Genomic DNA, 22,499 nt, shown 5'->3' with positions numbered 1-22,499 from the left:
TTGTTCCTCGACGTGAGTCTTCATGCGCACTTTCCTTTCCCTCGGCCGCACGCTCGCGCTGGCCGCCGCCGTGCTGGCGCCCGCCGCACACGCGAATAACGTGATCATCCTCAATTCGGCCGAAGCGACGCTGTCCCTGATCGACCAGCAGACCCGCGAAGTCGTCAGCACGATGCCGACCGGCAAGGAACCACATCACCTGATGGCGACGCCCGACAATTCGTCGCTGATCGTTGCAAATTCGGTCTCGAACAGCCTGATGTTCCTCGATCCGAAGACGGGCAAGCTGCAGCGCACCGTCGAAGGGATCGACGATCCGTACCAGCTCGGCTTCTCGCCCGACCGCAAATGGTTCGCGGCGGCCGGCCTGCGGCTCGACCGCGTCGACATCTACGGCTACGACGGCCGCGACCTGAAGCTCGTGAAGCGCGTGCCGCTCGCGGTGATGCCGAGCCACCTCGCGTTCACGAAGGACAGCAAGACGCTGCTCGTGTCGCTGCAGGTCTCCGGTGAGGTCGCGGCGATCGACCTGCCGACGCAGACGGTCAAGTGGAAGATGAAGGTCGGCAAGGTGCCGGCCGGCCTGTGGCTCACGCCGGACGACAAGTACCTGCTCGTCGGGATGACCGGCGCGGATTACGTCGCGGTGGTCGACTGGCGCAACCAGAAGGTCGTCAAGCAGATCTACACCGGCAAGGGCGCGCACAACTTCCGCTCGCTCGCCGACGGCACGCACGTCGCGGTCACGAACCGGGTCGCGAACACGATCAGCATCATCGACGAGAACACGCTCACCAACGTCGGCGACATCACCGGCCTGCTGCCGGGCCCGGACGACATGGAGCTGTCCGCCGACAAGAAGACGCTGTGGGTGACGTTCCGCTTCGCGAAGAAGGTCGGGATCATCGACCTGGCGTCGCGCAAGCTGGTGCAGACGATCGCCGTCGGCCGCTCGCCGCACGGCATCTATTTCTACGACCGCGCGCCGTGGCGCGCCGCGAACGGCGCGTGACGGGCAGGGGAGAACGATGCTGCACCTGATCGATGCATTCGTCTCGGACATCCAGACCTGGCTGTACGTCGACGTCGTGCAGCCGCTCCTCTTCAAGTTCAACCTGATGGACTATGACGAGGACACCTACGACGCGCTGTACTGGGTGATCGTCGGGGCGCTGCAGATGGTGCTGATGTTCGTGCTGCTGCGCCCGCTCGAGGCGCTGCTGCCCGTCGAGCGCTGGACGAACCGCCGGGCCGTGCGGGTCGACGTGATCTACACGGCGATCGCGAAGCTCGGCATCTACTCGCTGTTCTTCTTCTTCGCGCTGCAGCCGCTGTTCGACAACTTCCAGGCGTGGCTGCGCCTGCACGGCGTCGCGAACCTGAACCTCGACTACCTGTGGCCGGGCGTGACCTCGAAGCCGATCGTCACGTTCGCGATCTATCTCGTCGTGCTCGATTTCGCCGGCTACTGGTATCACCGCTGGCAGCACAAGTTCGGCATCTGGTGGGAGCTCCACGCCGTGCATCACAGCCAGCGCCAGATGTCGTTGTGGTGCGATGACCGCAACCACGTGCTCGACGACGTGATCCAGTCGTGCTTCTTCGCGGCGATCGCGCTCGTGATCGGCGTGACGCCGTCGCAGTTCGTCGTGCTGACCGCGTTCACGAACTTCATGCAGAGCATTCAGCACACGAATGCGCGGCTGCCGTTCGGCTGGCTCGGCGAGCGCCTGCTCGTGAGCCCGATCTTCCATCGCCGCCACCACGCGGTCGGCTACGGCCACGAAGGCACGAAGTACGGCTGCAACTTCGGCGTGCTGTTTCCGTGGTGGGACATGATGTTCGGCACCGCGTCGTGGAACCGCACGGTCGAGCCGACCGGCATCCGCGACCAGGTCGAGGGCGTGTCCTACGGCGAAGGCTTCTGGGCGCAGCACGGCCTCGCGTTCGTGCGGATCTTCCGGCGCCTGTTCCCCGCCAAGCGCGGCGCGGCATCGGCCTGATCCGGCCGTTCCCACGTTGAGCGGCTCTCCCACGCGGCCCGCATGTGCTTTGGCGCATGCGGGCCGCGTGGTTTATCCTTTCCCCGTTTTTCTCCGTCGATACAGGCTCGCATGAACGACTTGCTGCGTTCCTTCGTCCGCGCATTGGCGAGCGCACTGCATCCGCGCATGCTGTGGCTCACCCTGATGCCGTTTCTCGTCTCGGCCGTCCTGTGGGGCGTCGTGCTGTGGTTTTCGTGGCAGTCGCTGCTGGACCTCGCACGCGGCGCGCTCGACGGCTTCTTGCTGACGGCCATGCTGTACCGCGCGTTCGACGCGATCGGCATGTCGCAGCTGCATGCCGTCGTCGCGCCGTTCGTGGTCGTGTCGCTCGCGATTCCGCTGATCGTGCTGACCGTGCTGCTGCTGATCGCGACGATTTCGATGCCGGTCGTGATCAAGCACCTCGCGAACCGGCAGTTCGCGGCGCTCGAGGCGAAGCGGGGCGGCACCTTCTTCGGCAGCGTGTTCAATTCGCTGGGGGCGGCGCTGGCCGGCGTCGTCGTGCTGGTCGTCACGATCCCGCTGTGGCTGATTCCGCCGTTCTTCGCGCTGCTGCCGCCGGTGATCTGGGGCTGGCTCACCTACCGCGTGATGACCTACGACGCGCTCGCGCTGCACGCGAGCCGCGACGAGCGCCGGGCGCTCGTGCGGCGGCACCGCTGGCCGCTGATCGGCATCGGCGTCGCGACCGGGCTGCTCGGTACCGTGCCGACCTTCGTGTGGGTATCGTCGGTCTGGATGATGGTGCTGTTTCCGTTCGTCGCGGCGGCCATGATCTGGGTTTACGCTTTCATCCTCGTCTTCTCGGCGCTGTGGTTCGGGCACTATTGCCTGCGCGCGCTGGAGGACCTGCGTGCGAGTTCGCGCGCCACCGCAATCGACATGGGGCAGGCATGAGCATCGGCATCATCATCATCGGCGACGAAATCCTTTCGGGCCGCCGGCAGGACAAGCATCTGGCGAAGGTCATCGAGCTGCTCGGCGCGCGCGGCCTCACGCTCGACTGGGCCGAATACGTCGGCGACGATCCGGCGCGCATCACGGCGACCCTCGCACGCGCGATCGCGTCGGGCGACATCGTGTTCTCGACGGGCGGCATCGGCGCGACGCCGGATGACCACACGCGCCAGTGCGCGGCCGCCGCGCTCGGCGTGCCGCTCGAGCTGCATCCGGAAGCGAAGGTGCTGATTTCGGAGCGGATCCGCGAAACGCATACCGATCCGGCCACGCCGGTCGATTTCGAGTCGCCGGAGAACCAGCACCGCTTCAACATGGGCGTGTTCCCGGTGGGCGCGACGATCATCCCGAACGGCTACAACCGGATTCCCGGCTTCTCGGTCGGCGACCTGCACTTCGTGCCGGGCTTCCCGGTGATGGCGTGGCCGATGATCGAATGGGTGCTCGACACGAAGTACGCGCACCTGCATCACGCGACGCCGCACGCGGAGCGCTCGCTGTACGTGTTCGAGCTGCCGGAATCGACGCTCACGCCGCTGATGGAGCGCATCGAGCGCGATTTCCCGGGCGTGCGCGTGTTCAGTCTGCCGAGCGTCGGCGATGCGGAGCGCGGCGGGATCTATGCGCGCCGCCACATCGACCTCGGCGTGAAGGGTGAGCCGGAGGCTGTCGCAGCCGCATACGTGAAGCTGCGTGAAGGCGTGCACCTGCTCGGCGGCGACGTCGTCGAACCCGATACGCCGCGCGCCTGAGCGGCCCCTCGATCAGCCGTACAAAAACCACGGGCCGCGCAACGCGGCCCGTCATCGGCATGTCATCGCCCGGCTCGACGATGGGGTTGTCGCGACCGGTGGGAGCGGCGTGCCGTCAGGCGCCGATCCACGGCAGTTTCCGGAAGCACCAGCCTTCGACCGTCTTGCGGTGGCCTTCGGCGTCCTTCGCGCCCTCGAAGCCTTCGAGCAGGTCGAAGGCCTTCGTGAAGCCGGCCTGGGTGGAGGCGATCGCGGCGAGCTTCGAGCGCGCGGCGCTGCGGCACAGGAACAGGATAGGCGTATCGGCCGGGAGGGCCGCCTTCAGTTCGTTGACGAATTCGGCGTTCGGCACGCCGCCCGGGTAGCGCGTCCATTCGAGGTGCAGGTACTGGCCGTCGCCGACGAGCGGGCGGCCGATCCAGTCGAGTTCGGCGCGGGTGCGCACGTCGACGAGGCGCGCCGACGGATCGAGCTGCAGCAGTTCGAAGGCCTCGGCCGGCAGCAGCGCCCCGGCGTAGTTGAGCGCGGCTTGTGCGCGGCGTTCGTCGGCCTTCGCGTAAAGCTGGTCGAGCGTACTCATGGCAGGGAGTCTCCTATCGGTCAAACGAACATTCTAGCGCGGCGTCGCGGCACGGATGTCCGCGTGGGGGACGGTGCGCGCTCCCACACGCGCTCACCAAAAGAGTGCAGAATGGCGCGCATGCACCAAGATGATTCCTGGGATGGGGCGCGTCGCGACGATTGCACCATCGAGGTGCTTTCAGTTGGCAGGCGGCGGGCAGCCGAGCCCCGGAATTGCGCAGCACAGCCCCGTCGCGACGAGCGCCGGCGCGATTCGCGCCCCTCTCGCGCATAGGTGGCACGGAAGCTGCTTTATAGGATTCGGTCGAATCGGGGCGCGCTGCGCCAAAGCAAGACCCCGGTCAGCTCGATAAACGAGGCGGTTCCCAGTCCGCCGGAATTGTTCAATCAGGAGAAGAGGTTATGAGTAAAACCGTCGCCGACGTCATGCAGCTCGTGAAGGACGAGGACGTCAAGTTTGTCGATTTCCGCTTCACGGATACGCGCGGCAAGGAACAGCACGTGTCGGTGCCGGTTTCGGCGTTTGACGAAGACAAGTTCGAAAGCGGCCATGCATTCGACGGCTCGTCGATCGCGGGCTGGAAGGGCATCGAGGCGTCGGACATGCTGCTCATGCCGGACCCGACCGCTGCCTTCATCGACCCGTTCTACGAAGAGTCGACCCTGGTGCTGACCTGCGACGTGGTCGAGCCGGCCGACGGCAAGGGCTACGAGCGCGACCCGCGTTCGCTCGCGAAGCGCGCGGAAGCGTACCTGAAGAGCACGGGCATCGGCGACACGGCCTACTTCGGTCCGGAACCGGAATTCTTCATTTTCGACTCGGTCCAGTGGAACACGGACATGTCGGGCTGCTTCGTGAAGATCAACTCGGAAGAAGCACCGTGGTCGGCCGGCAAGGAATTCGAAGGCGGCAACACGGGCCACCGTCCGGGCACGAAGGGCGGCTACTTCCCGGTCGCGCCGGTCGACACGTTCCAGGACATGCGTTCGGAAATGTGCCTGCTGCTCGAACAGCTCGGCATCCCGGTCGAAGTGCACCACCACGAAGTGGCGGGCCAGGGCCAGAACGAAATCGGCACGAAGTTCTCGACGCTGGTCCAGCGCGCCGACTGGACGCAATGGTCGAAGTACATCATCCATAACGTCGCGCACTCGTACGGCAAGACGGCAACCTTCATGCCGAAGCCGGTCGTCGGCGACAACGGTTCGGGCATGCACGTTCACCAGTCGATCTGGAAGGACGGCCAGAACCTGTTCGCGGGCAACGGCTACGCAGGCCTGTCGGAACTGGCGTTGTTCTACATCGGCGGCATCATCAAGCACGCCCGTGCACTGAACGCGATCACGAACCCGACGACGAACTCGTACAAGCGTCTGGTCCCGCACTTCGAAGCACCGGTCAAGCTCGCCTACTCGGCACGCAACCGTTCGGCATCGATCCGCATTCCGCACGTGTCGAACCCGAAGGGCCGCCGTATCGAAACGCGCTTCCCGGATCCGATGGCGAACCCGTACCTGTTGTTCTCGGCACTGATGATGGCCGGCCTCGACGGGATCCAGAACAAGATCCATCCGGGCGAAGCCGCGGACAAGAACCTGTACGACCTGCCGCCGGAAGAGGATGCAAAGATCCCGACCGTCTGCGCGGGCCTCGACCAGGCAATCGAAGCGCTCGACAAGGATCGCGAGTTCCTGACCCGCGGCGGCGTATTCACGGACGGCATGCTCGACGCGTACCTCGCGCTGAAGGAGCAGGAGCTGGCGAAGTTCCGCATGACGACGCACCCGATCGAGTTCGAGATGTACTACTCGCTCTAATCGGCGATGGCGCTTCGATTCAGCGCCGTCATGCCGGTTCGTTCCCGTCGCGCGGCCTGCGGCGGGAACGGCGGAGTCTGAAAGGGGCGGCGTCGAGCCGTCCCTTTTTTGTTCCGGTGATTTTTCCTTTTCTGGCCCGTTGAGGCGCGACAAGCACGCAGATGGTTCTGAAGAATCTGATCAAGGCGAGAACGGGGCAGCCCGAGCGACTGACGGACGACGAGCGGCTCGCACGCTCGGGCCTGCTGGCGGGGCTGGAAGCGCTGCCGACGGTCGTGATCGTGCTCGACCGCAAGACGCTGCGGATCGCGTTCGCGAACCCGTCCGCGGAGGCGATGCTCGACATCTCGCGCCGGCAGCTCGCGCAGCGGCCATGGGGCGAGATTTTTCCGAATGCGAACGAGCTGGCATCGACGATCACCGCGATCGGCGAGGAACGCTTTCACGCGACGCACCTCGATACCGTGCTCGACCGGCCCGGCCGCGAACCGCTGCATGTGCATGCGATCGTCGGCTTTCTCGAGACCGCGCCGGATTTCGTGCTCGTCGAGCTGTTCGAGAACGAGCGGCAGTCGCGCACCGATCGCGAGGAACGCATCCACGACCTGACCGCGGTCAACAAGCAACTGATCCGCAACCTCGCGCACGAGATCAAGAACCCGCTCGGCGGCATTCGCGGCGCAGCCCAGCTGCTCGAATTCGAGCTCGGCGAGCGCGAGCGCGGCGAGTTGCGCGAATACACGCAGGTGATCATCAAGGAGTCCGACCGCCTGCAGACGCTCGTCGACCGGTTGCTGGAGCCGCACCGGCACCCGCACATCGTCGGCGACGTGAACATTCATGAAGTATGCGAACGCGTGCGCGCGGTGATGCTCGCGGAATTCCCGCGCGGGCTCACGATCGAGCGCGACTACGACGTGAGCGTGCCGGACCTGCGCGGCGACAAGGAGCAACTGATCCAGGCGCTGCTCAACATCGTGCGCAACGCCGCGCAGGCGCTGCGCGAACGGATCGCGCAGGGCGACGCGAAGATCGAGCTGCGCACGCGCATCGCGCGCAAGGTGACGATCGCGAAGCGCCTGTACCGGCTGGCACTGGACTTGCACGTGATCGACAACGGGCCCGGCATTCCGGAGGAAATCCGCGACCGGATCTTCTACCCGCTCGTGTCCGGGCGCGACGACGGCAGCGGCCTCGGCTTGACGCTCGCGCAGACGTTCGTGCAGCAGCATGACGGGACGATCGAGGTCGAAAGCCGGCCCGGACGTACCGAATTTCAGATCCTGCTGCCGCTCGACCATTGAGCGGCGGCATGGCGATTCACCGGATTTACCCATATCTGACCGACCTATGAAGCCGATCTGGATAGTAGACGACGACCAATCGATCCGCTGGGTGCTCGAAAAGGCGCTCGCCCGGGACAGCTTCGCGACGAAGAGCTTCGCGAACGTGCGTGACGCGCTGGCCGCGCTCGACCACGAGACCCCGCAGGTGCTCGTATCCGACATCCGGATGCCGGGCGGCTCGGGCCTCGAGTTGCTGCAGGCGATGCACGAGCGCCTGCCGGGCCTGCCCGTCATCATCATGACGGCGTTCTCCGATCTCGACAGCGCCGTCGCGGCGTTCCAGGGCGGCGCGTTCGAATATCTCGCGAAGCCGTTCGACGTCGACAAGGCGGTCGAGCTGATCCGCCGCGCGGTGGAAGAAAGCCTGCGCGGCGGTGCGCCGCAGGACGAGCGCGTGGCCGAGGCGCCCGAGATGCTTGGCCAGGCGCCCGCAATGCAGGACATGTTCCGCGCGATCGGCCGCCTGTCGCACTCGGCCGCGACCGTGCTGATCACCGGCGAATCGGGCACCGGCAAGGAGCTCGTCGCGCGTGCGCTGCATCGTCACAGTCCGCGTGCGAACGGGCCGTTCATCGCGCTGAACACCGCGGCGATTCCGAAGGACCTGCTCGAATCCGAGCTGTTCGGCCATGAGCGCGGCGCGTTCACCGGCGCGCAGACGACGCGGCAGGGCCGCTTCGAGCAGGCCGAGAACGGCACGCTGTTCCTCGACGAAATCGGCGACATGCCGTTCGACCTGCAGACGCGCCTGTTGCGCGTGCTGTCGGACGGGCAGTTCTATCGGGTCGGTGGCCACAACCCGCTGCGCGCGAACGTGCGCGTGATCGCCGCGACGCACCAGAATCTCGAATCGCGCGTGCGCCAGGGGCTGTTCCGCGAGGACCTTTACCACCGCCTCAACGTGATCCGGCTGCGCCTGCCGCCGCTGCGCGAGCGCAGCGAGGACATCGCGCTGCTGACGCGCCACTTCCTGCAGAAGAGCGCGCGCGATCTCGGCGTCGAGCCGAAGCGCGTGTCCGACGAAGCGCTGGCTTACCTCACGTCGCTGGCGTTTCCCGGCAACGTGCGCCAGCTCGAGAACCTCGCGAACTGGCTGACCGTGATGGCGCCCGCGCAGACGGTCGAGATCAAGGACCTGCCGCCCGACCTCGTGCCGGCCGGTGCGCCGGTCGCGGCGACGGGCGACGGTGCGGATGCGCACGGCGGCGGTGGCGAGACGGCGCTCGCGCAACCGGCGATCGGTGCGCTGCCGGCGGTGTCCGCGCCCGTCGCGGCCGCGCCGAACGGCGGCGCGCCGGCTGGCTATCCGGTCTGGGAGCATGGCTTGCGTACCGAGGTCGCACGGCTGTTGCGCGAGAACTCGGCCGACGTGATGGACGAACTCGCACGCCGCTTCGAGGCAGCCGTGATCCGCGAGGCGCTCGACTTCACGCGCGGCCGCAAGGTCGAGGCCGCGGAGCGGCTCGGCATCGGCCGCAACACCATTACGCGCAAGATCCAGGAACTCCATCTGGAGCCCTGAGCACGATTTGCGGCATGCGCGGGCGTCGCGCATGCCGCGATCGGACATAATCGCGGTTTGCACGCCGTTTGCCATTCCGCCGATCCTCAATGTCCGATTCCTTCCGCTGGCCCGCCGGGGCCGACCCGTTCCGTTTCCTCGAAGCGCTCGACAGCAAGCGCGCCCGCACATGGGTCGACGAGCAGAATGCGCGCACGCGCGCCGCGCTGCGTGACGACGACGCGTATCGCGCGCTGACGGCGCGCCTCGCCAAAGCGTACCTGCCGCGCGAGCGCCCGGTGATTCCGACGCGCTGGCGCGACTGGGCCTACGACCTGTGGCAGGACGATCTCCATCCGAAGGGGCTGTGGCGCCGCACGCGCTGGGACGACTGGCGCGCGGGAAAACCGGCGTGGGAAACGCTGCTCGACGTCGACGCGCTCGGTGCGGAGGAGGGCGAGTCGTGGGTGTTCGAGCAGGACGCGATCCTGTACCCGGACGGCGATCGCGCGCTGCTGTCGCTGTCGCCGGGCGGCGCCGACGCGGTCGTCGTGCGCGAATTCGATCTCGTCGAACGCCGTTTCGTCGACGGCGGTTTCACGATCGACGAGCCGGGACATCACACGGTGGGCTGGATCGATCGCGATACCGTCTACGTGAGCTGGGATCGCGGCGAAGCGCATGCGACCGCGGCCGGCTATCCGTATGAAGCGCGGCGCTGGGTGCGTGGCACCGCGCTGGCCGATGCGCCCGTCGTCTTCCGCGGCGAACCAGACGACATCAGCGCGGGGGCGGGGTTCGATCCGATCGACAACCGTCACGTCGCGTGGCGCAGCGTCGATTTCTTCGACGCCCATGCGTACCGCTTGACGGAAGCGGGCGAGTGGGTGCGCTACGACGTGCCGACCCATGTCGAGGTCGGGTTCTGGGAAGGCTGGCTCATGCTGGAGCCGCGCCTCGACTGGGATTGCGACGGCGTGCGCCATGCGGGCGGCTCGCTGCTCGCGATCCGCGAGCAGGCGTTCCTCGCCGGGTCGCGCGAACTCACGACGCTGTTCGCGCCGCAACCGTCGACGTCCGCGTGCACGTGGACGCACACGCGCACGACGCTGATCGCGAGCTGGCTCGACGACGTGCACAACCGCACGATGCTGTGGCAGCCGAGCCAGGCCGACGACGGTACGTGGACGTGGGATGCGCGGCCGTTCGAGTGGCCGGGGCCGGGCGATGCGCAGATCGACGTCGAGCCTGTCGAGTCGACGCTGAACGACGAGATTTACGTGGACGTCGACACCTGTCTCGATCCGCCCGAATGCTGGCTGGCCGACCTTGCGGATCGCGCGGACGATGCGCCGTCGCGCCGCGTGCTGCTCGACCGGCCGCCGGTGCAGTTCGACGCGGCCGGGCTCGTCGTGCGCCGCGCGAGCGCACGCTCGCAAGACGGCACGATCGTGCCGTACACGCTGATCGGGCCGCGCGATGCACTCGACGTGGCCGACGGCGCCGCGCGTGTCGCGCGGCCGTGCCTGCTGTCGGGCTATGGCGGCTTCGCGATTCCGAACCTGCCGGGCTACAGCGATGCGTTCGGTATCGGGTGGCTCGAACGCGGCGGCGTGATGGCATTCGCGCACATCCGCGGCGGCGGCGAGTTCGGGCCGCGCTGGCACGTCGATGCGCAGCGCGAACACCGCCAGCGTTCGTTCGACGATTTCATCGCGGTGGCCGAGGATCTGGCCGCGACCGGCGTGACGACCGCCGCGCAGCTCGGCATCGAAGGCGGCAGCAACGGCGGGCTGCTGGTCGCCGCGTGCATGGTGCAGCGGCCGGAGTTGTTCGGCGCGGTGCTCTGCCGCGTGCCGCTGCTCGACATGCAGCGTTATCCGAAGCTGCACGCGGGCGCCGCATGGCTCGACGAATACGGTGACCCGGACGATCCGCACGAAGGTGCGGCGCTAGCCGCGTACTCGCCGTATCACCGTGTGCGCGAAGGCGTCGCGTATCCGCCGCTGCTGCTGACGACGTCGACGCGCGACGACCGCGTGCATCCGGCGCACGCACGCAAGATGGCCGCGCGCATGCACGCGCTCGGTCATGAACGGGTGTGGTACTGGGAGAACACCGACGGCGGCCACGGCAGCGCCGACGATCTGGAACGCGCGGAGGCCGATGCGGCCGAATTCGGGTTCCTGTGGGCTCATCTCGGGCCGGCGCCCGCGCGGCGCTGAACGCGCGCGGGCTGCCCGGAAGATCAGCCGACGACCGCGACGACGGGCGTGTGGTCGGACGGCTGTTCCCACGTGCGCGGCGTGCGATCGACTTCGCACGACGTGCAGGTTTCCGCGAGCGCCGGCGACAGCAGCACGTGGTCGATGCGCAGCCCCGCGTTGCGGCGGAACGCCATCATCCGGTAGTCCCACCACGTGAAGGTCTTCTCCGGCTGTTCGAAGCGGCGGAACGCGTCGACGAAGCCGAGCTCGATCAGCTGCGCGAAGTGGGCGCGCTCCTGCGGCGACACGAGGTTCTGGCCTTCCCATTTCGCCGGGTCGTGCACGTCGCGGTCTTCCGGCGCGATGTTGTAGTCGCCGAGCAGCGCGAGCTTCGGGTAGCGCTGCAGCTCGGTGCGCAGCCATGCCTGCAGCGCGTCGAGCCATTGCATCTTGTAGACGAACTTGTCGGAGTCGGGCGCCTGGCCGTTCGGGAAATAGGCGGACACGATGCGCACGCCGTCGACCGTCGCGGCGACCACGCGCTGCTGCGGGTCGTCGAAACCGGGGATGTTGCGCACGACGTCCGATTCGTCGACGGACAGCGTGTCGCGCGCGAGGATCGCGACGCCGTTGTAGGTCTTCTGGCCGGTGAACCAGCTGCGGTAGCCGACCGCCTCGAGATCGGCGCGCGGGAATTTCTCGTCCGGCAGCTTCAATTCCTGCAGGCACAGCACGTCGGTTCCGCTTTGCGCGAGCCAGTCGAGCACGTGCTGCTTGCGGACGTTGAGCGAGTTGACGTTCCAGGTGGCGATTTTCATGAACGGGAGTGTGCGTGCGGGGTGAATACGAAGGCCGCCATCTTACCGCGAGCACGGGGCGCGAACGCGCGCTTCGTGCGGGGCGGGGGAGGCGCCGCGCGCAGCCGTTTCGATGAACCGGGAAGAAATTGTGACAAAAGTATTGACGTGAGTACTCCCTCACCCTATAATTTATTTCTCTGACGCGGGGTGGAGCAGTCTGGCAGCTCGTCGGGCTCATAACCCGAAGGTCGTAGGTTCAAATCCTACCCCCGCAACCAAGCACACCAGACGGTGTGCAGCGCAATTGACCGATGCGCGCTTCGTCGACAGGAACCCGGCCCCGTGCCGGGTTTTTTGTTTTCCGCGTGGCAGCGATCAGCGCGCCGCCCACTCGACCGCCGCCTTCGCATGCAGCGCGGTCGTATCGAACACCGGCAGCGGCGAGTCGTCCGCGCCGATCAGCAGCGTGATTTCCGTGCAGCCGAGGATCACGGCCTGCGCACCGCGCCGGGCCAGTTCCTCGATGATCGTCACGTACGTCGCGCGCGATTCCGGCGAGACGATGCCGTGGCACAGCTCGTCGTAGATGATCCGGTGCACGTCGTCACGCCCGCGTTCGTCCGGCACGAGCACCTCCATCCCGAACTTCCCGCGCAGCCGCTCCGCGTAGAACGGCAGCTCCATCGTGTAGCGCGTGCCGAGCAGCGCGACGCGCTCGACGCCGGCATCGCGCAGCGCGGTGCCGGTCGGATCGGCGATGTGCAGGAACGGCAACTTGACCGCGGCTTCGATCGCATCGCAGACGCGATGCATCGTATTGGTGGTCAGCACGACCAGATCGGCGCCGGCCGCTTCGAGCTGTCGTGCCGCGCCGGCCATCCGTTCGCCGAGCGCGGCCCAGTCGTGCGTGCGCTGCAGCGCTTCGATCTCCGCGAAATCGACCGTGACCAGCACGCTCTTCGCGTTGTGGTGTCCACCGTGCAACGCCTTCGAATGGCGATTGATCATCCGGTAGTACTCGGCCGACGATTCCCAGCTCATCCCGCCGATCAGTCCGATTGTCTTCATCAGAATTTGCTCCGAGAAACCCGCCATTTCCCCCAAGGGGACTTCCTTCGGGGCGGATGGCGGGAAGGAAAGGCGTGCTGTTGACAGGTAGCTTCTTCCACGGGTTAGGATCACCTGCATGATTCTTGTCTACCGCTACCGCGTGAAGTCGCTCAACGGACTGCTTAACAAGCAGAGCCGTGCGGTGAACTTCGTCTGGAACTTCTGCAATGACACGCAGAAGCACGCGCTCCAGTGGAGCAGGAAGTGGCCGACGGGATTCGATCTGAACGTGCTGACGACGGGGAGCAGCAAGGCGCTCGGCATCCACTCCGGCACGATCAACGCGACGTGCGAGCAATATGCGAAGTCGCGCAGTCAGCACCGTCGGCCCTACCTGCGCTATCGCGGCAGGAAATCGCTGGGCTGGGTGCCGTTGAAGGGGCGTGACCTGAAGCGCGAAGGCGAAGCGTTCCGCTTTGCCGGCAACACGTTTCGCGTGTTCAACAGCCGCACGCTTCCCGAAGGCAAGATCAAGGACGGGACCAACTTCGCGCAGGATGCGCGTGGCAATTGGTTCTTGAACATCGTGATCGAGGTGCCCGATGTTCAAGCTCGCCCGATCCGTTCCGGTGTCGGCATCGATCTCGGCCTGAAAGACTTCGCCACACTTTCGACCGGCGAGAAACTGCCTAACGATCGGTTCGGTCGACAAGCGGCGGAAAAGCTGGCGAAAGCGCAACGGGCACGAAAGCACAAACGGCATATCGCGAAGCTGCACGCCAAGATTGCGAATGCCCGTGCCGATTTCCAGCACAAGCTCGCACTCGATCTGGTGCGGCGGTTCGATTACATCGCGGTCGGCAACGTGTCGGCCGCGAAACTCGCCAGAACCAGGATGGCGAAGAGCGTCTACGACGCGTCCTGGTCGTCCTTCCGAGACAAGCTCCGCTACAAGGCGATCGCGCACGGAGCCACGTTCGAGGAAGTCGACGAAAGCGGTTCGACCCAGTCCTGTTCGGCGTGCGGATCGAAAGACAGCACGACGCGGCCGAAAGGTATCGCGGGACTGCGAATAAGAGAGTGGACCTGCAGTGACTGTGGTGTCGAGCATGATCGTGATATCAACGCTGCGCTGAACATTCTCCGATGCGGACGTGCATCGCCAGATGTGGGAATCCTCCGCCTTTAGGCGGACGAGGACGTCAACCGTCACCTTTGCGTTTCGTGTCTCGCGGTAGACGAGTATAGGCGCCGCTGTCTGTGCCCGGCCGGTACGATCCGCACAAACCGGGCCGGTACGGCGCAGCCAGTTATGAGTGGCCGGCCACGGGCGGCCGGCCACGGCCGCACGCGACAGTTGAAACCGGCACTGTGTTTTTGTACAGTATCGGCACCGTGAACCCGACCATCATTCCGCCTGCCGATCCGCACCTGCCGCCGCCGGGCGACGCGCAGCCGCGCATGCGCAAGATCATTCACTGCGACTGCGACTGCTTCTACGCGTCGGTCGAGATGCGCGATGACCCGTCGCTGCGCAACCGGCCGCTCGCGGTCGGCGGCCGGCCTGATCAGCGTGGCGTGATCGCGACCTGCAATTACGAGGCGCGGCGCTACGGCGTGCATTCGGCGATGTCGTCGGCGCTGGCGATGCGCAAGTGCCCGGACCTGCTGATCCTGCCGACCGCGATGGACAAGTACCGCGCGGCGTCGCGGCAGATCATGGCGATCTATCGCGACTACACGCCCGACGTCGAGCCGCTGTCGCTCGACGAGGCGTACCTCGACGTCAGCGGGTCGGAGCGCTGCCAGGGGAGCGCCACGCTGATTGCGCGGGAGATCCGCCAGCGCGTGTTCGACGCGGTCGGCGTGACCGTGTCGGCCGGCGTTGCGCCGAACAAGTTCATCGCGAAGATCGCGTCCGACTGGAACAAGCCCGACGGGCTGTTCGTCGTGCGGCCGCACGAGATCGACGCGTTCGTCGCGGCGCTGCCGGTGCGCAAGCTGCACGGCGTCGGCAAGGTGACGGCCACGCGGCTCGACCGGCTCGGCATCCAGACCTGCGCGCAGTTGCGCGACTGGCCGCTGATCGACCTGCACCGTGAATTCGGCGCGTTCGGGCGGCGGTTGTACGAACTGTCGCGCGGGATCGACGAGCGGCGCGTGCAGGCCGACCAGGAGCGCAAGTCGGTCAGCGTCGAGACGACCTACGTGACCGACCTGACGACGCTCGAGCAGTGCGCGGAGGAAATCCGCCGCCTCGTCGTGCAACTCGACGCGCGGATCGAACGGGCGGGCGCCGCGCGCTCGATCCGCAAGCTGTACGTGAAGATCCGCTTCGCCGATTTCCAGCGCACGACGGTCGAGTGCGTGGCCGATGCGACGAATGCGGACACGGCCGTCACGCTGCTCGCGAAGGGGCTGCAACGGCGTGCGCAGGCGGTGCGGCTGCTCGGCGTCGGCGTACGCATCGACGAAGATACCGCCGAGCGCCACGGACAGTTCTCGTTGTTCGACGACGAGTCCCCCGCGCCATGAAAAAAGGCACCGCCGAAGCGGTGCCTTTGCTCACATGCAACCGAACGCGCTGGCGGCCCGCTCAGTGCGTGGGCGCCGCCATCCCGTTATGGCGCAGCAGCGCATCGATCTGCGGCTCGCGGCCGCGGAACGCCTTGAACGAATCCATCGCTGGGCGGCTGCCGCCGACCTCGAGGATTTCGCGGCGATAGCGCGTGCCGGTCGCCGCGTCGAGCACGCTGCCGCTTGCGGCGGCCGCTTCCTCGAACGCCGCGTACGCATCGGCCGACAGCACCTCGGCCCACTTGTAGCTGTAATAACCGGCCGCGTAGCCGCCCGCGAAGATATGGCTGAACGTGTTCGGCCAGCGCGAGAACGCGGCTTGCGGGATCACGTGATAGCGCTCGTTGATCTCGCGCGCGAACGCGGTCACGCCGGTGGCGCCCGCCGGGTCGAAGTCGACGTGCAGCAGCATGTCGAACATCGAGAACACGATCTGACGCAGCGTGCCGAGCCCGCTCTGGAAGTTCTTCGCCGCGATCATCTTGTCGAACAGCTCGCGCGGCAGCGCGGCGCCCGTGTCGACGTGCGACGACATCGACGACAGCACGTCCCATTCCCAGCAGAAGTTTTCCATGAACTGCGACGGCAGCTCGACGGCATCCCATTCGACGCCGTTGATGCCCGACACGCCGAGTTCGTCGACGCGCGTGAGCATGTGGTGCAGCCCATGGCCGAACTCATGGAACAGCGTGATGACTTCGTCGTGCGTGAAGCAGGCGGGCTTGCCGCCGACCGGCGCCGAGAAGTTGCAGGTGAGATAGGCGACCGGCGTCTGCACGCTGCTGCCGCGCTTCGCGCGCGAACGCGCGTCGTCCATCCATGCGCCGCCGCGCTTGCCTTCGCGCGCGTACAGGTCGAGATAGAACTGCGCGACGAGCGAGCCGTCGCGATTCTCGACGCGGAAGAAACGTACGTCCTTGTGCCACACCGGCGCGTCGTCCGGCTTGATCTGCACGCCGAACAGCGTCTCGGTGACGGTGAACAGGCCCTTCAGCGCGGCCGGCTCCGGGAAGTACTGCTTGACCTCGTTTTCCGAGAACGCATAGCGCTGCTGGCGCAGCTTTTCGGCCGCGAATGCGACGTCCCACGGCGCGAGTTCGGCGAGGCCGAGTTCCTTGGCGGCGAACGTGCGCAGCTCGTCCCAGTCCTTGTCCGCGTGCGGGCGCGCGCGCGTGGCGAGATCCTCGAGGAATGCGATCACCTGCTGCGGCGATTCGGCCATCTTCGGCGCGAGCGACACTTCGGCGAAGTTGCGGAAGCCGAGCATCAGCGCCTCTTCGCGGCGCAGCTTCAGCGCATCGGCGACGATCGTCGTATTGTCCCATTCGGCCTTGCCGTCACCGTACTGCGGCCCGAGTTCCGACGCGCGCGTCGCATAGGCGCGGTAGAGCGTCTCGCGCAGTGCGCGGTTGTCCGCGTATTGCAGCACCGGGAAGTACGACGGGAAGTGCAGCGTGAATTTCCAGCCTTCCTTCGCATCCTTTTGCGCGGCTTCGCGGGCGGCCTCGATCGCGTCGCCGGGCAGGCCGGCCAGGTCGGCCTCATCCTGCACGAAATACGCGTACGCGTTGGTCGCGTCGAGCACGTGATCGGAGAAGGCCTTCGACAGCGCGGCCTGCTGTTCCTGCAGTTCGGCGAAGCGCGGCTTCTGGTCCTCGGGCAGCTCGGCGCCCGACAGGCGGAAATCGCGCAGCGCGTTGTCGAGAATCTTCTTGCGTTCGGTGGACAGCGTCGCGTATTCGGCGCTTGCGGCGATCGCCTTGTACTTCTCGTACAGCGCGAGGTTCTGGCCGACGCTCGACCAGAATTCGGTCACGCGCGGCAGATTCTCGCCATAGGCGGCCCGCAGTTCGGGCGTATCGGCAACCGCGTTCAGGTGGCCGACGATACCCCACGCGCGACCGAGCGGCTCCGTCGCGCGCTCGACCGTCTCGACGACGGCTGCCCAGGTTGCCGGCGTCGCGGCCGCGCTGGCCGTCTCGACCGCGCGGTTGGCGTCATCGAGCAGCGTGTCGAGCGCGGGCGTCACGTGTTCCGGGCGGATCTCGCCGAAGCGGGGCAGGCCCGAGAAATCGAGCAGCGGGTTGGTGTTGGCGCTGGCGGACATAAGACTCCCTGTCTGTTGCCGGATGAACCGGAGTGAAAAGGGTAGGCGCGCAAGGCAACGCGGCGCCCGATATCGACATTATTGGGGCGCATCGCGCGCTTTCCAATCGTTAGTTTCTAACGACGCGATTGACGCGGGGTCGGATGCGGGGTGGAGGCGTTTGATGGCGCGGCCGACGCGGTGGGTGCGGTGCGGCCGGCGAGGCGCCGGCGTGCGGAACCGCACGCCGGCTGAATGGGGCGGGCGCTCAGGCGGCCGCGTCGGCGGCGCGCTCGGCGGCTTCGATCGTGTTGATCAGCAGCATCGTGATGGTCATCGGGCCGACACCGCCCGGCACCGGCGTGATGTGGCCGGCCACTTCCTTCACGCCCGCGAAGTCGACGTCGCCGCACAGCTTGCCCGCGTCGTCGCGGTTCATGCCGACGTCGATCACCGTCGCGCCGGGCTTCACCATGTCGGCGGTCAGGATGTTGCGCTTGCCGACCGCGGCGACCACGATGTCGGCCTGCCGCGTGTGCGCGGCGAGGTCGCGCGTCTTGCTGTGGCAGATCGTCACGGTCGCGCCGGCGTCGAGCAGCATCATCGCCATCGGCTTGCCGACGATGTTCGAGCGGCCGATCACGACCGCGTTCGCGCCCTGCAGCGGGATGTCATGCGCCTCGAACATCTTCATCACGCCGTACGGTGTGCACGGGCGGAACAGCGGCTTGCCGGTCATCAGCGCGCCGGCGTTCGCGACGTGGAAGCCGTCGACGTCCTTTTCCGGTGCGATCGCCTCGATCACCTTGTGGCTGTCGATGTGCTTGGGCAGCGGCAACTGGACGAGGATGCCGTGGATCTTCGGATCGCGGTTCAGCGCGTCGATGTGCGCGAGCAGGTCGGCTTCCGACAGCGTGTCCGGGTACGCGTCCTTCAGCGAGAAGAAACCGTTGTCCTCGCACGCCTTGATCTTGTTGCGCACGTAGACTTCGCTTGCCGGGTTGGCGCCGACGAGGATCACCGCGAGACCGGGCTGGTGGCCGCGTGCGGTCAGGGCGGCGGCGCGTTCGGCGGCCTGTGCGCGCAGGGTCTTCGAAAGGGCGTTGCCGTCGATGAGGAGGGCTGTCATGGTGGTGGTCCTGCCGGGAAGTTGGAATGCGATCGTGCGGCGCCCGAAGCGTCGCAGCAAAGCACGCGATTATACCAACCGCCTGCCGCCGTCCGACAGCGAATAAGCAGGAAGCGTCATGGCCGCGGCGCTCGCGCGCCGGGAGAAAGGCCGCCGCCGCGCGAGTGGGCCGCATCGCGCGGGGCGGCCAGGGCTGGCTGCGGGCCGGGCGGGCAGCGCCGCCGCGGCCGGCGCGCGCTCAGGCCTGCTTCTTCGACAGCGCGAGGCGCAGCAGGTCGGCCACCGTGTTGACGTTGAGCTTTTCCATGATGTTCGCGCGGTGCGCCTCGACCGTCTTGATGCTGATGCCGAGATCGTCGGCGATCTGCTTGTTCAGGCGGCCCGCGATGATCCGCTCGAGCACCTGCTGCTCGCGCGCGGTCAGCTTCGACAGGCGTTCGCTCGCGGCACGCTGTTCCTGGACGCTCTTGCTTTCGCTTCGGGCCTTGTCGAGCATCCGCTCGACGAGCTTGCGCAGCTCGGCTTCGTCGAACGGTTTCTCGATAAAGTCCATCGCACCCTTTTTCATCGTCGAGACGGCCATCGGCACGTCGCCGTGACCCGTGACGAAGATGATCGGCAGCGCGGCATTGTCGGCAATCAGGCGCTCCTGCAGTTCGAGGCCGCTCATGCCCGACATCCGGACGTCGAGGATCAGGCACGCGATCTGGCCGGCCTGCTGCGCAGGCTGGTAGGCATCGAGGAACTGCTCGGCGCTCGAGAAGCATTGCACGCGATAGCCGTTCGCCTCCAGCAGCCAGCGCAGCGAGTCCCGTACGGCCTCGTCGTCGTCAACGACAAAGACGGTTTCCTGAGTGGTGGTGACAGGGCTATTCATAGTTCTCCCGTAACGGTATGTGATGCCGATGCCTCGCGCCCCCCTTGGCCGAGATCAGCGGGTTCCCCAATGGGCAGGCTGCAGTGGAACGTTGCGCCGGAAATGCGGCCATCCGGCTCGACGTTGTTGACCACCCACAGACGCCCCCGATGCGATTCGATGATCGAACGGCAGATATTCAGCCCCATGCCCATGCCATCGGACTTGGTGCTGTAAAACGGTTCGAACAGGCGCTCGGCGGTCGCTTCGTCGACGCCCGGGCCCTGGTCGATCACGCGGATGTCGACGAAGCCCGCCTCGATGTCGGCGACGACGCGGATCACGCCGTCCACCGACGCCGGCTTCACGTCGGCCATGGCTTCGGCCGCGTTCTTCATCAGGTTCACGAGCACCTGCTCGATCAGCACGGGGTCGACATAAATAATAGGCATTCTTGCGAGGATTTCCGTGACGATCCGGATCCTGCGCTTCCTGGCCTCGATTTCGGCGAGCCCGACCGCGTCGGCGACGATGTCCGCGACCCGCGCCGGCTGGCGCTTCGGCTCGCTGCGCTTCACGAATTCGCGGATCCGCTTGACGATCATCCCCGCGCGCAGTGCCTGCTGCGCGGTCTTTTCCAGCGCGGGCTGCAGCGTCTCCGGCGTGCCGCGGCCGCTCTTCACGAGCGCGAGCGTGCCCGAGCAGTAGTTGTTGATCGCGGCGAGCGGCTGGTTCAATTCGTGAGCAATCGACGACGCCATTTCACCCATCGTCATCAATCGGCTCGTGAACTGCAGCTTCTCTTCCTGCTGGTGCGCGAGTTCCTGCGCTTTCTTGCGGGTCGTGATGTCGGTCGCGATCTGCATCTGCGCGAGGTGGCCGTCCACCCACTGGATGTACTGGCGGCGCACCTCGAACCACTTCTGGATGCTCTCGACGTACACCTCCTGCGCGTCCGCCGTGCTGCTCGTCAGCGCGGCGGCCGGCAGGCCCGCGAACGCGTCGACCATGTCGATCGAGTCGGATGAGGCCTGCGCGCGGTCGAAGCCGCCGCCCGACAGCTCGAGATGGCCGTCCGGGCGAATGCCGAACAGGTGGCGGTAGTAGCGGTTCGCGAACAGCAGCTCGGCCTCGTCGGCGGCCAGCACCGACACCGCGGCGTCGAGGCTTTCGAGCACCGTCGTGAACCGCTCGTGCGCGGCCGCGAGTTCCTCGCGCGCACGCTTCGGCTCGGTGATGTCGGTCATCGACGACATCCAGCCGGTCTGGCGGCCCGAGCTGTCGATCAGCGGCGACACGTACAGGCGCGCGTGGAACAGCGTGCCGTTCTTGCGCCGCACGCGCAGCTCGAAGCCCGAGCTCGGTGCCTTGCCGCGCAGCGTCATGTCGAGCTGGCGCTGCATTTCCGGGTACGCGTCGCGCGGCCAGTACGGGAACGGCGCGACCTTGCCGACGAGGTCGGTTTCGTCCCAGCCGGTCATCCGGCAGAACGCGGGGTTCACGTGCGTGATGCGGCCGTGCATGTCGAGCACGCGCATGCCGATCAGCACCGAGTTTTCCATCGCGCGGCGGAAGAACGCTTCCGCGTACAGCGCCTGCTGCGCCTCGAAGCGCTGGCGCGTGTGCTTCCACAGGCTCCAGAGGCTCCACAGCACGAAGCACGACAGGCCTGCGACGAGCCACACGAGCGTGTTGTTGGTCAGGTTCGTGAGCTGCGGGAATGCGTACACGCGCACGGTCAGCCCCTGGCCGGGCGGATCGAGCGGCAGGTCGTAGTGCGAGTCGCGCGGCAGGCGCGGGCGCGTCGACGTGGACGACAGCTCGCGGTTGTTCGCGTCGGTGATCGAGATCTTGTACTTCGACGACAACTCCTGCGGGATGTCGTGCTTCAGGATGCCTTCGACCGAGAACACCGCGGCGATCGAGCCGAGGTACTCGCGGTCGCCGCGCATCACGGGGGTCTGCAGCGTGATGAAGCCGTTGCCGAAGTCGTCGTAGATCAGCGGCGAATAGGCCTGGCGGCGCGTGCTGCGCGCCTCGTCGTACGCGCCGCGCACGGCGTCCTGCATCTGCGCGTCGCCGGGCTTCGCGAGCCGCTGGCCGAGCAGCGGCGGATGCACGGTCGGCCAGCGCTGCACGCCGGGCGACGTGTACCAGTTCAGATAGAGGATTTCCGGATGCGTTTGCATCACGTCCGCGACCGCCATCTGGAACGCGTTCTGGTCGAGGCGGCCGGAGGCGAGATCGCGCGACAGTGCCTGGAGTTGTTCCTGCGCGCCCGTCATCGACAGGCGGATCTGCTGCTGCGCCCACGCGACGTTACGGAAGAGGGTGTCTTCCTGCTGCTGCTGTTCGCGGCGGTTGAGGCTCCAGAGGATGAGGCTCATCACCACCAGGAACACCAGGATCGACAGCAGGGGCGTCAGCAAATAGGAATTGGACCACCACGGTCCGTGGTGCCAACGGGACGGCTGCGACTCCGCCGGCGGGCCCGACGGTCGCGCCGAGCGTGCGAAAAGCCGATCGGTCAACATGGCAGGATTGTAGCGCAGCGCAATACATGGAAAACCTATACCGGATATGTTGAACGGAAACGGATTTGTTCAGCCGCGGCGCGCCCGAGAGCCCCGAAATATGGGTGCAGCGCAGCAATATTTCGCATTACGAGAAAAGATCTCACAATTCGAAAATTTTGTTGCGCAGGCCCGCGCACGCTCATTACAATCCGTCGGAGCTTGCCCGCAGCCGGTCGCGTCGCGTCGTCTGCATGAGAGCGATCCTCACATTCCAGGA

The 22,499-nt window shown here is 66.5% G+C and carries 17 protein-coding genes, 1 tRNA gene and 1 pseudogene; 12 read left to right on the top strand and 7 right to left on the bottom strand.

Going from position 1 to position 22,499, the window contains the following annotated elements; all coding sequences use genetic code 11:
* Positions 1–22 precede the first annotated feature (22 nt).
* From CFB43_RS12135 to CFB43_RS12120, 4 genes are all read left to right on the top strand, one after another.
* Complete coding sequence (locus CFB43_RS12135; protein ID WP_089495173.1) at positions 23–1,012, top strand: YVTN family beta-propeller repeat protein; 990 nt, start codon at positions 23–25, stop codon at positions 1,010–1,012.
* A 16-nt stretch (positions 1,013–1,028) separates the two neighbouring features.
* Positions 1,029–2,003, top strand: a complete 975-nt coding sequence (locus CFB43_RS12130; RefSeq protein ID WP_043190403.1) for a sterol desaturase family protein — start codon at positions 1,029–1,031, stop codon at positions 2,001–2,003.
* 111 nt (positions 2,004–2,114) lie between these two features.
* Entirely contained in the window at positions 2,115–2,942 is an 828-nt protein-coding gene (locus CFB43_RS12125) for an EI24 domain-containing protein (protein ID WP_089495172.1), read from the top strand.
* Positions 2,939–3,754, top strand: coding sequence for a competence/damage-inducible protein A (locus tag CFB43_RS12120; RefSeq protein ID WP_089495171.1), 816 nt, complete (start codon positions 2,939–2,941; stop codon positions 3,752–3,754). Before CFB43_RS12125 ends, CFB43_RS12120 begins: the two co-directional genes overlap by 4 nt.
* Before the next feature lie 115 nt (positions 3,755–3,869).
* Here the strand turns inward: CFB43_RS12120 and CFB43_RS12115 are convergent, their stop codons facing one another.
* Positions 3,870–4,334 carry a rhodanese-like domain-containing protein gene (locus tag CFB43_RS12115; protein WP_089495170.1) on the bottom strand — a complete coding sequence of 155 codons (465 nt, stop codon included), beginning with the start codon at positions 4,332–4,334 and terminating at the stop codon, positions 3,870–3,872.
* Between the two features lie 404 nt (positions 4,335–4,738).
* Here CFB43_RS12115 and glnA point away from each other — a divergent pair, with 404 nt between their 5' ends.
* From glnA to CFB43_RS12095, 4 genes are all read left to right on the top strand, one after another.
* Positions 4,739–6,154, top strand: coding sequence for a type I glutamate--ammonia ligase (glnA, locus tag CFB43_RS12110; protein ID WP_039364811.1), 1,416 nt, complete (start codon positions 4,739–4,741; stop codon positions 6,152–6,154).
* Positions 6,155–6,315: 161 nt separating this feature from the next.
* Entirely contained in the window at positions 6,316–7,458 is a 1,143-nt protein-coding gene (gene glnL, locus CFB43_RS12105; RefSeq protein ID WP_174975551.1) for a nitrogen regulation protein NR(II), read from the top strand.
* Positions 7,459–7,504: 46 nt separating this feature from the next.
* Positions 7,505–9,022, top strand: a complete 1,518-nt coding sequence (gene ntrC, locus CFB43_RS12100; protein ID WP_089495169.1) for a nitrogen regulation protein NR(I) — start codon at positions 7,505–7,507, stop codon at positions 9,020–9,022.
* A gap of 89 nt (positions 9,023–9,111) precedes the next feature.
* Complete coding sequence (locus CFB43_RS12095) at positions 9,112–11,226, top strand: prolyl oligopeptidase family serine peptidase (RefSeq protein WP_089495168.1); 2,115 nt, start codon at positions 9,112–9,114, stop codon at positions 11,224–11,226.
* Between the two features lie 23 nt (positions 11,227–11,249).
* On the opposite strand, the gene xth is transcribed toward CFB43_RS12095, so the two are convergent.
* Positions 11,250–12,026 (bottom strand): exodeoxyribonuclease III, encoded by a 777-nt coding sequence (gene xth / locus CFB43_RS12090; protein WP_089425780.1) that lies wholly within the window; start codon positions 12,024–12,026, stop codon positions 11,250–11,252.
* Between the two features lie 183 nt (positions 12,027–12,209).
* On the opposite strand from xth, the gene CFB43_RS12085 reads away from it, so the two are divergent.
* Positions 12,210–12,286, top strand: a tRNA-Met gene (locus tag CFB43_RS12085).
* A gap of 97 nt (positions 12,287–12,383) precedes the next feature.
* Here the strand turns inward: CFB43_RS12085 and CFB43_RS12080 are convergent.
* Positions 12,384–13,076, bottom strand: coding sequence for an aspartate/glutamate racemase family protein (locus CFB43_RS12080; protein WP_089425769.1), 693 nt, complete (start codon positions 13,074–13,076; stop codon positions 12,384–12,386).
* A gap of 118 nt (positions 13,077–13,194) precedes the next feature.
* Between CFB43_RS12080 and CFB43_RS12075 the strand changes: the two genes are divergently transcribed.
* Positions 13,195–14,247, top strand: coding sequence for an RNA-guided endonuclease InsQ/TnpB family protein (locus CFB43_RS12075; RefSeq protein ID WP_089495167.1), 1,053 nt, complete (start codon positions 13,195–13,197; stop codon positions 14,245–14,247).
* A 182-nt stretch (positions 14,248–14,429) separates the two neighbouring features.
* Positions 14,430–15,593, top strand: a complete 1,164-nt coding sequence (gene dinB, locus CFB43_RS12070; protein WP_089495166.1) for a DNA polymerase IV — start codon at positions 14,430–14,432, stop codon at positions 15,591–15,593.
* Between the two features lie 61 nt (positions 15,594–15,654).
* Here dinB and CFB43_RS12065 read toward each other — a convergent pair whose 3' ends face one another.
* From CFB43_RS12065 to fixL, 4 genes are all read right to left on the bottom strand, one after another.
* Positions 15,655–17,742 carry a M3 family metallopeptidase gene (locus tag CFB43_RS12065; RefSeq protein WP_089495165.1) on the bottom strand — a complete coding sequence of 696 codons (2,088 nt, stop codon included), beginning with the start codon at positions 17,740–17,742 and terminating at the stop codon, positions 15,655–15,657.
* A 247-nt stretch (positions 17,743–17,989) separates the two neighbouring features.
* Positions 17,990–18,850, bottom strand: a complete 861-nt coding sequence (gene folD / locus CFB43_RS12060) for a bifunctional methylenetetrahydrofolate dehydrogenase/methenyltetrahydrofolate cyclohydrolase FolD (protein ID WP_089425766.1) — start codon at positions 18,848–18,850, stop codon at positions 17,990–17,992.
* A gap of 238 nt (positions 18,851–19,088) precedes the next feature.
* Positions 19,089–19,727: an oxygen response regulator transcription factor FixJ gene (gene fixJ / locus CFB43_RS12055; RefSeq protein ID WP_006493245.1), complete on the bottom strand. Its 639-nt coding sequence runs from the start codon at positions 19,725–19,727 to the stop codon at positions 19,089–19,091.
* Positions 19,724–22,240: an oxygen sensor histidine kinase FixL gene (gene fixL / locus CFB43_RS12050; RefSeq protein ID WP_046546066.1), complete on the bottom strand. Its 2,517-nt coding sequence runs from the start codon at positions 22,238–22,240 to the stop codon at positions 19,724–19,726. Before fixL ends, fixJ begins: the two co-directional genes overlap by 4 nt.
* Between fixL and CFB43_RS39130 the strand changes: the two are divergent.
* Positions 22,160–22,377: pseudogene (locus CFB43_RS39130) on the top strand (hypothetical protein); the annotation flags it as partial. The gene fixL and the pseudogene CFB43_RS39130 overlap by 81 nt on opposite strands.
* Positions 22,378–22,499 lie beyond the last annotated feature (122 nt).

Origin of the sequence: Burkholderia sp. AU15512 (genome assembly GCF_002223325.1) — a bacterium.
Classification (GTDB): domain Bacteria; phylum Pseudomonadota; class Gammaproteobacteria; order Burkholderiales; family Burkholderiaceae; genus Burkholderia.
The sequence above is the reverse complement of the archived record's forward strand: the minus strand, read 5'-3'. Positions and strand labels throughout refer to the sequence as shown.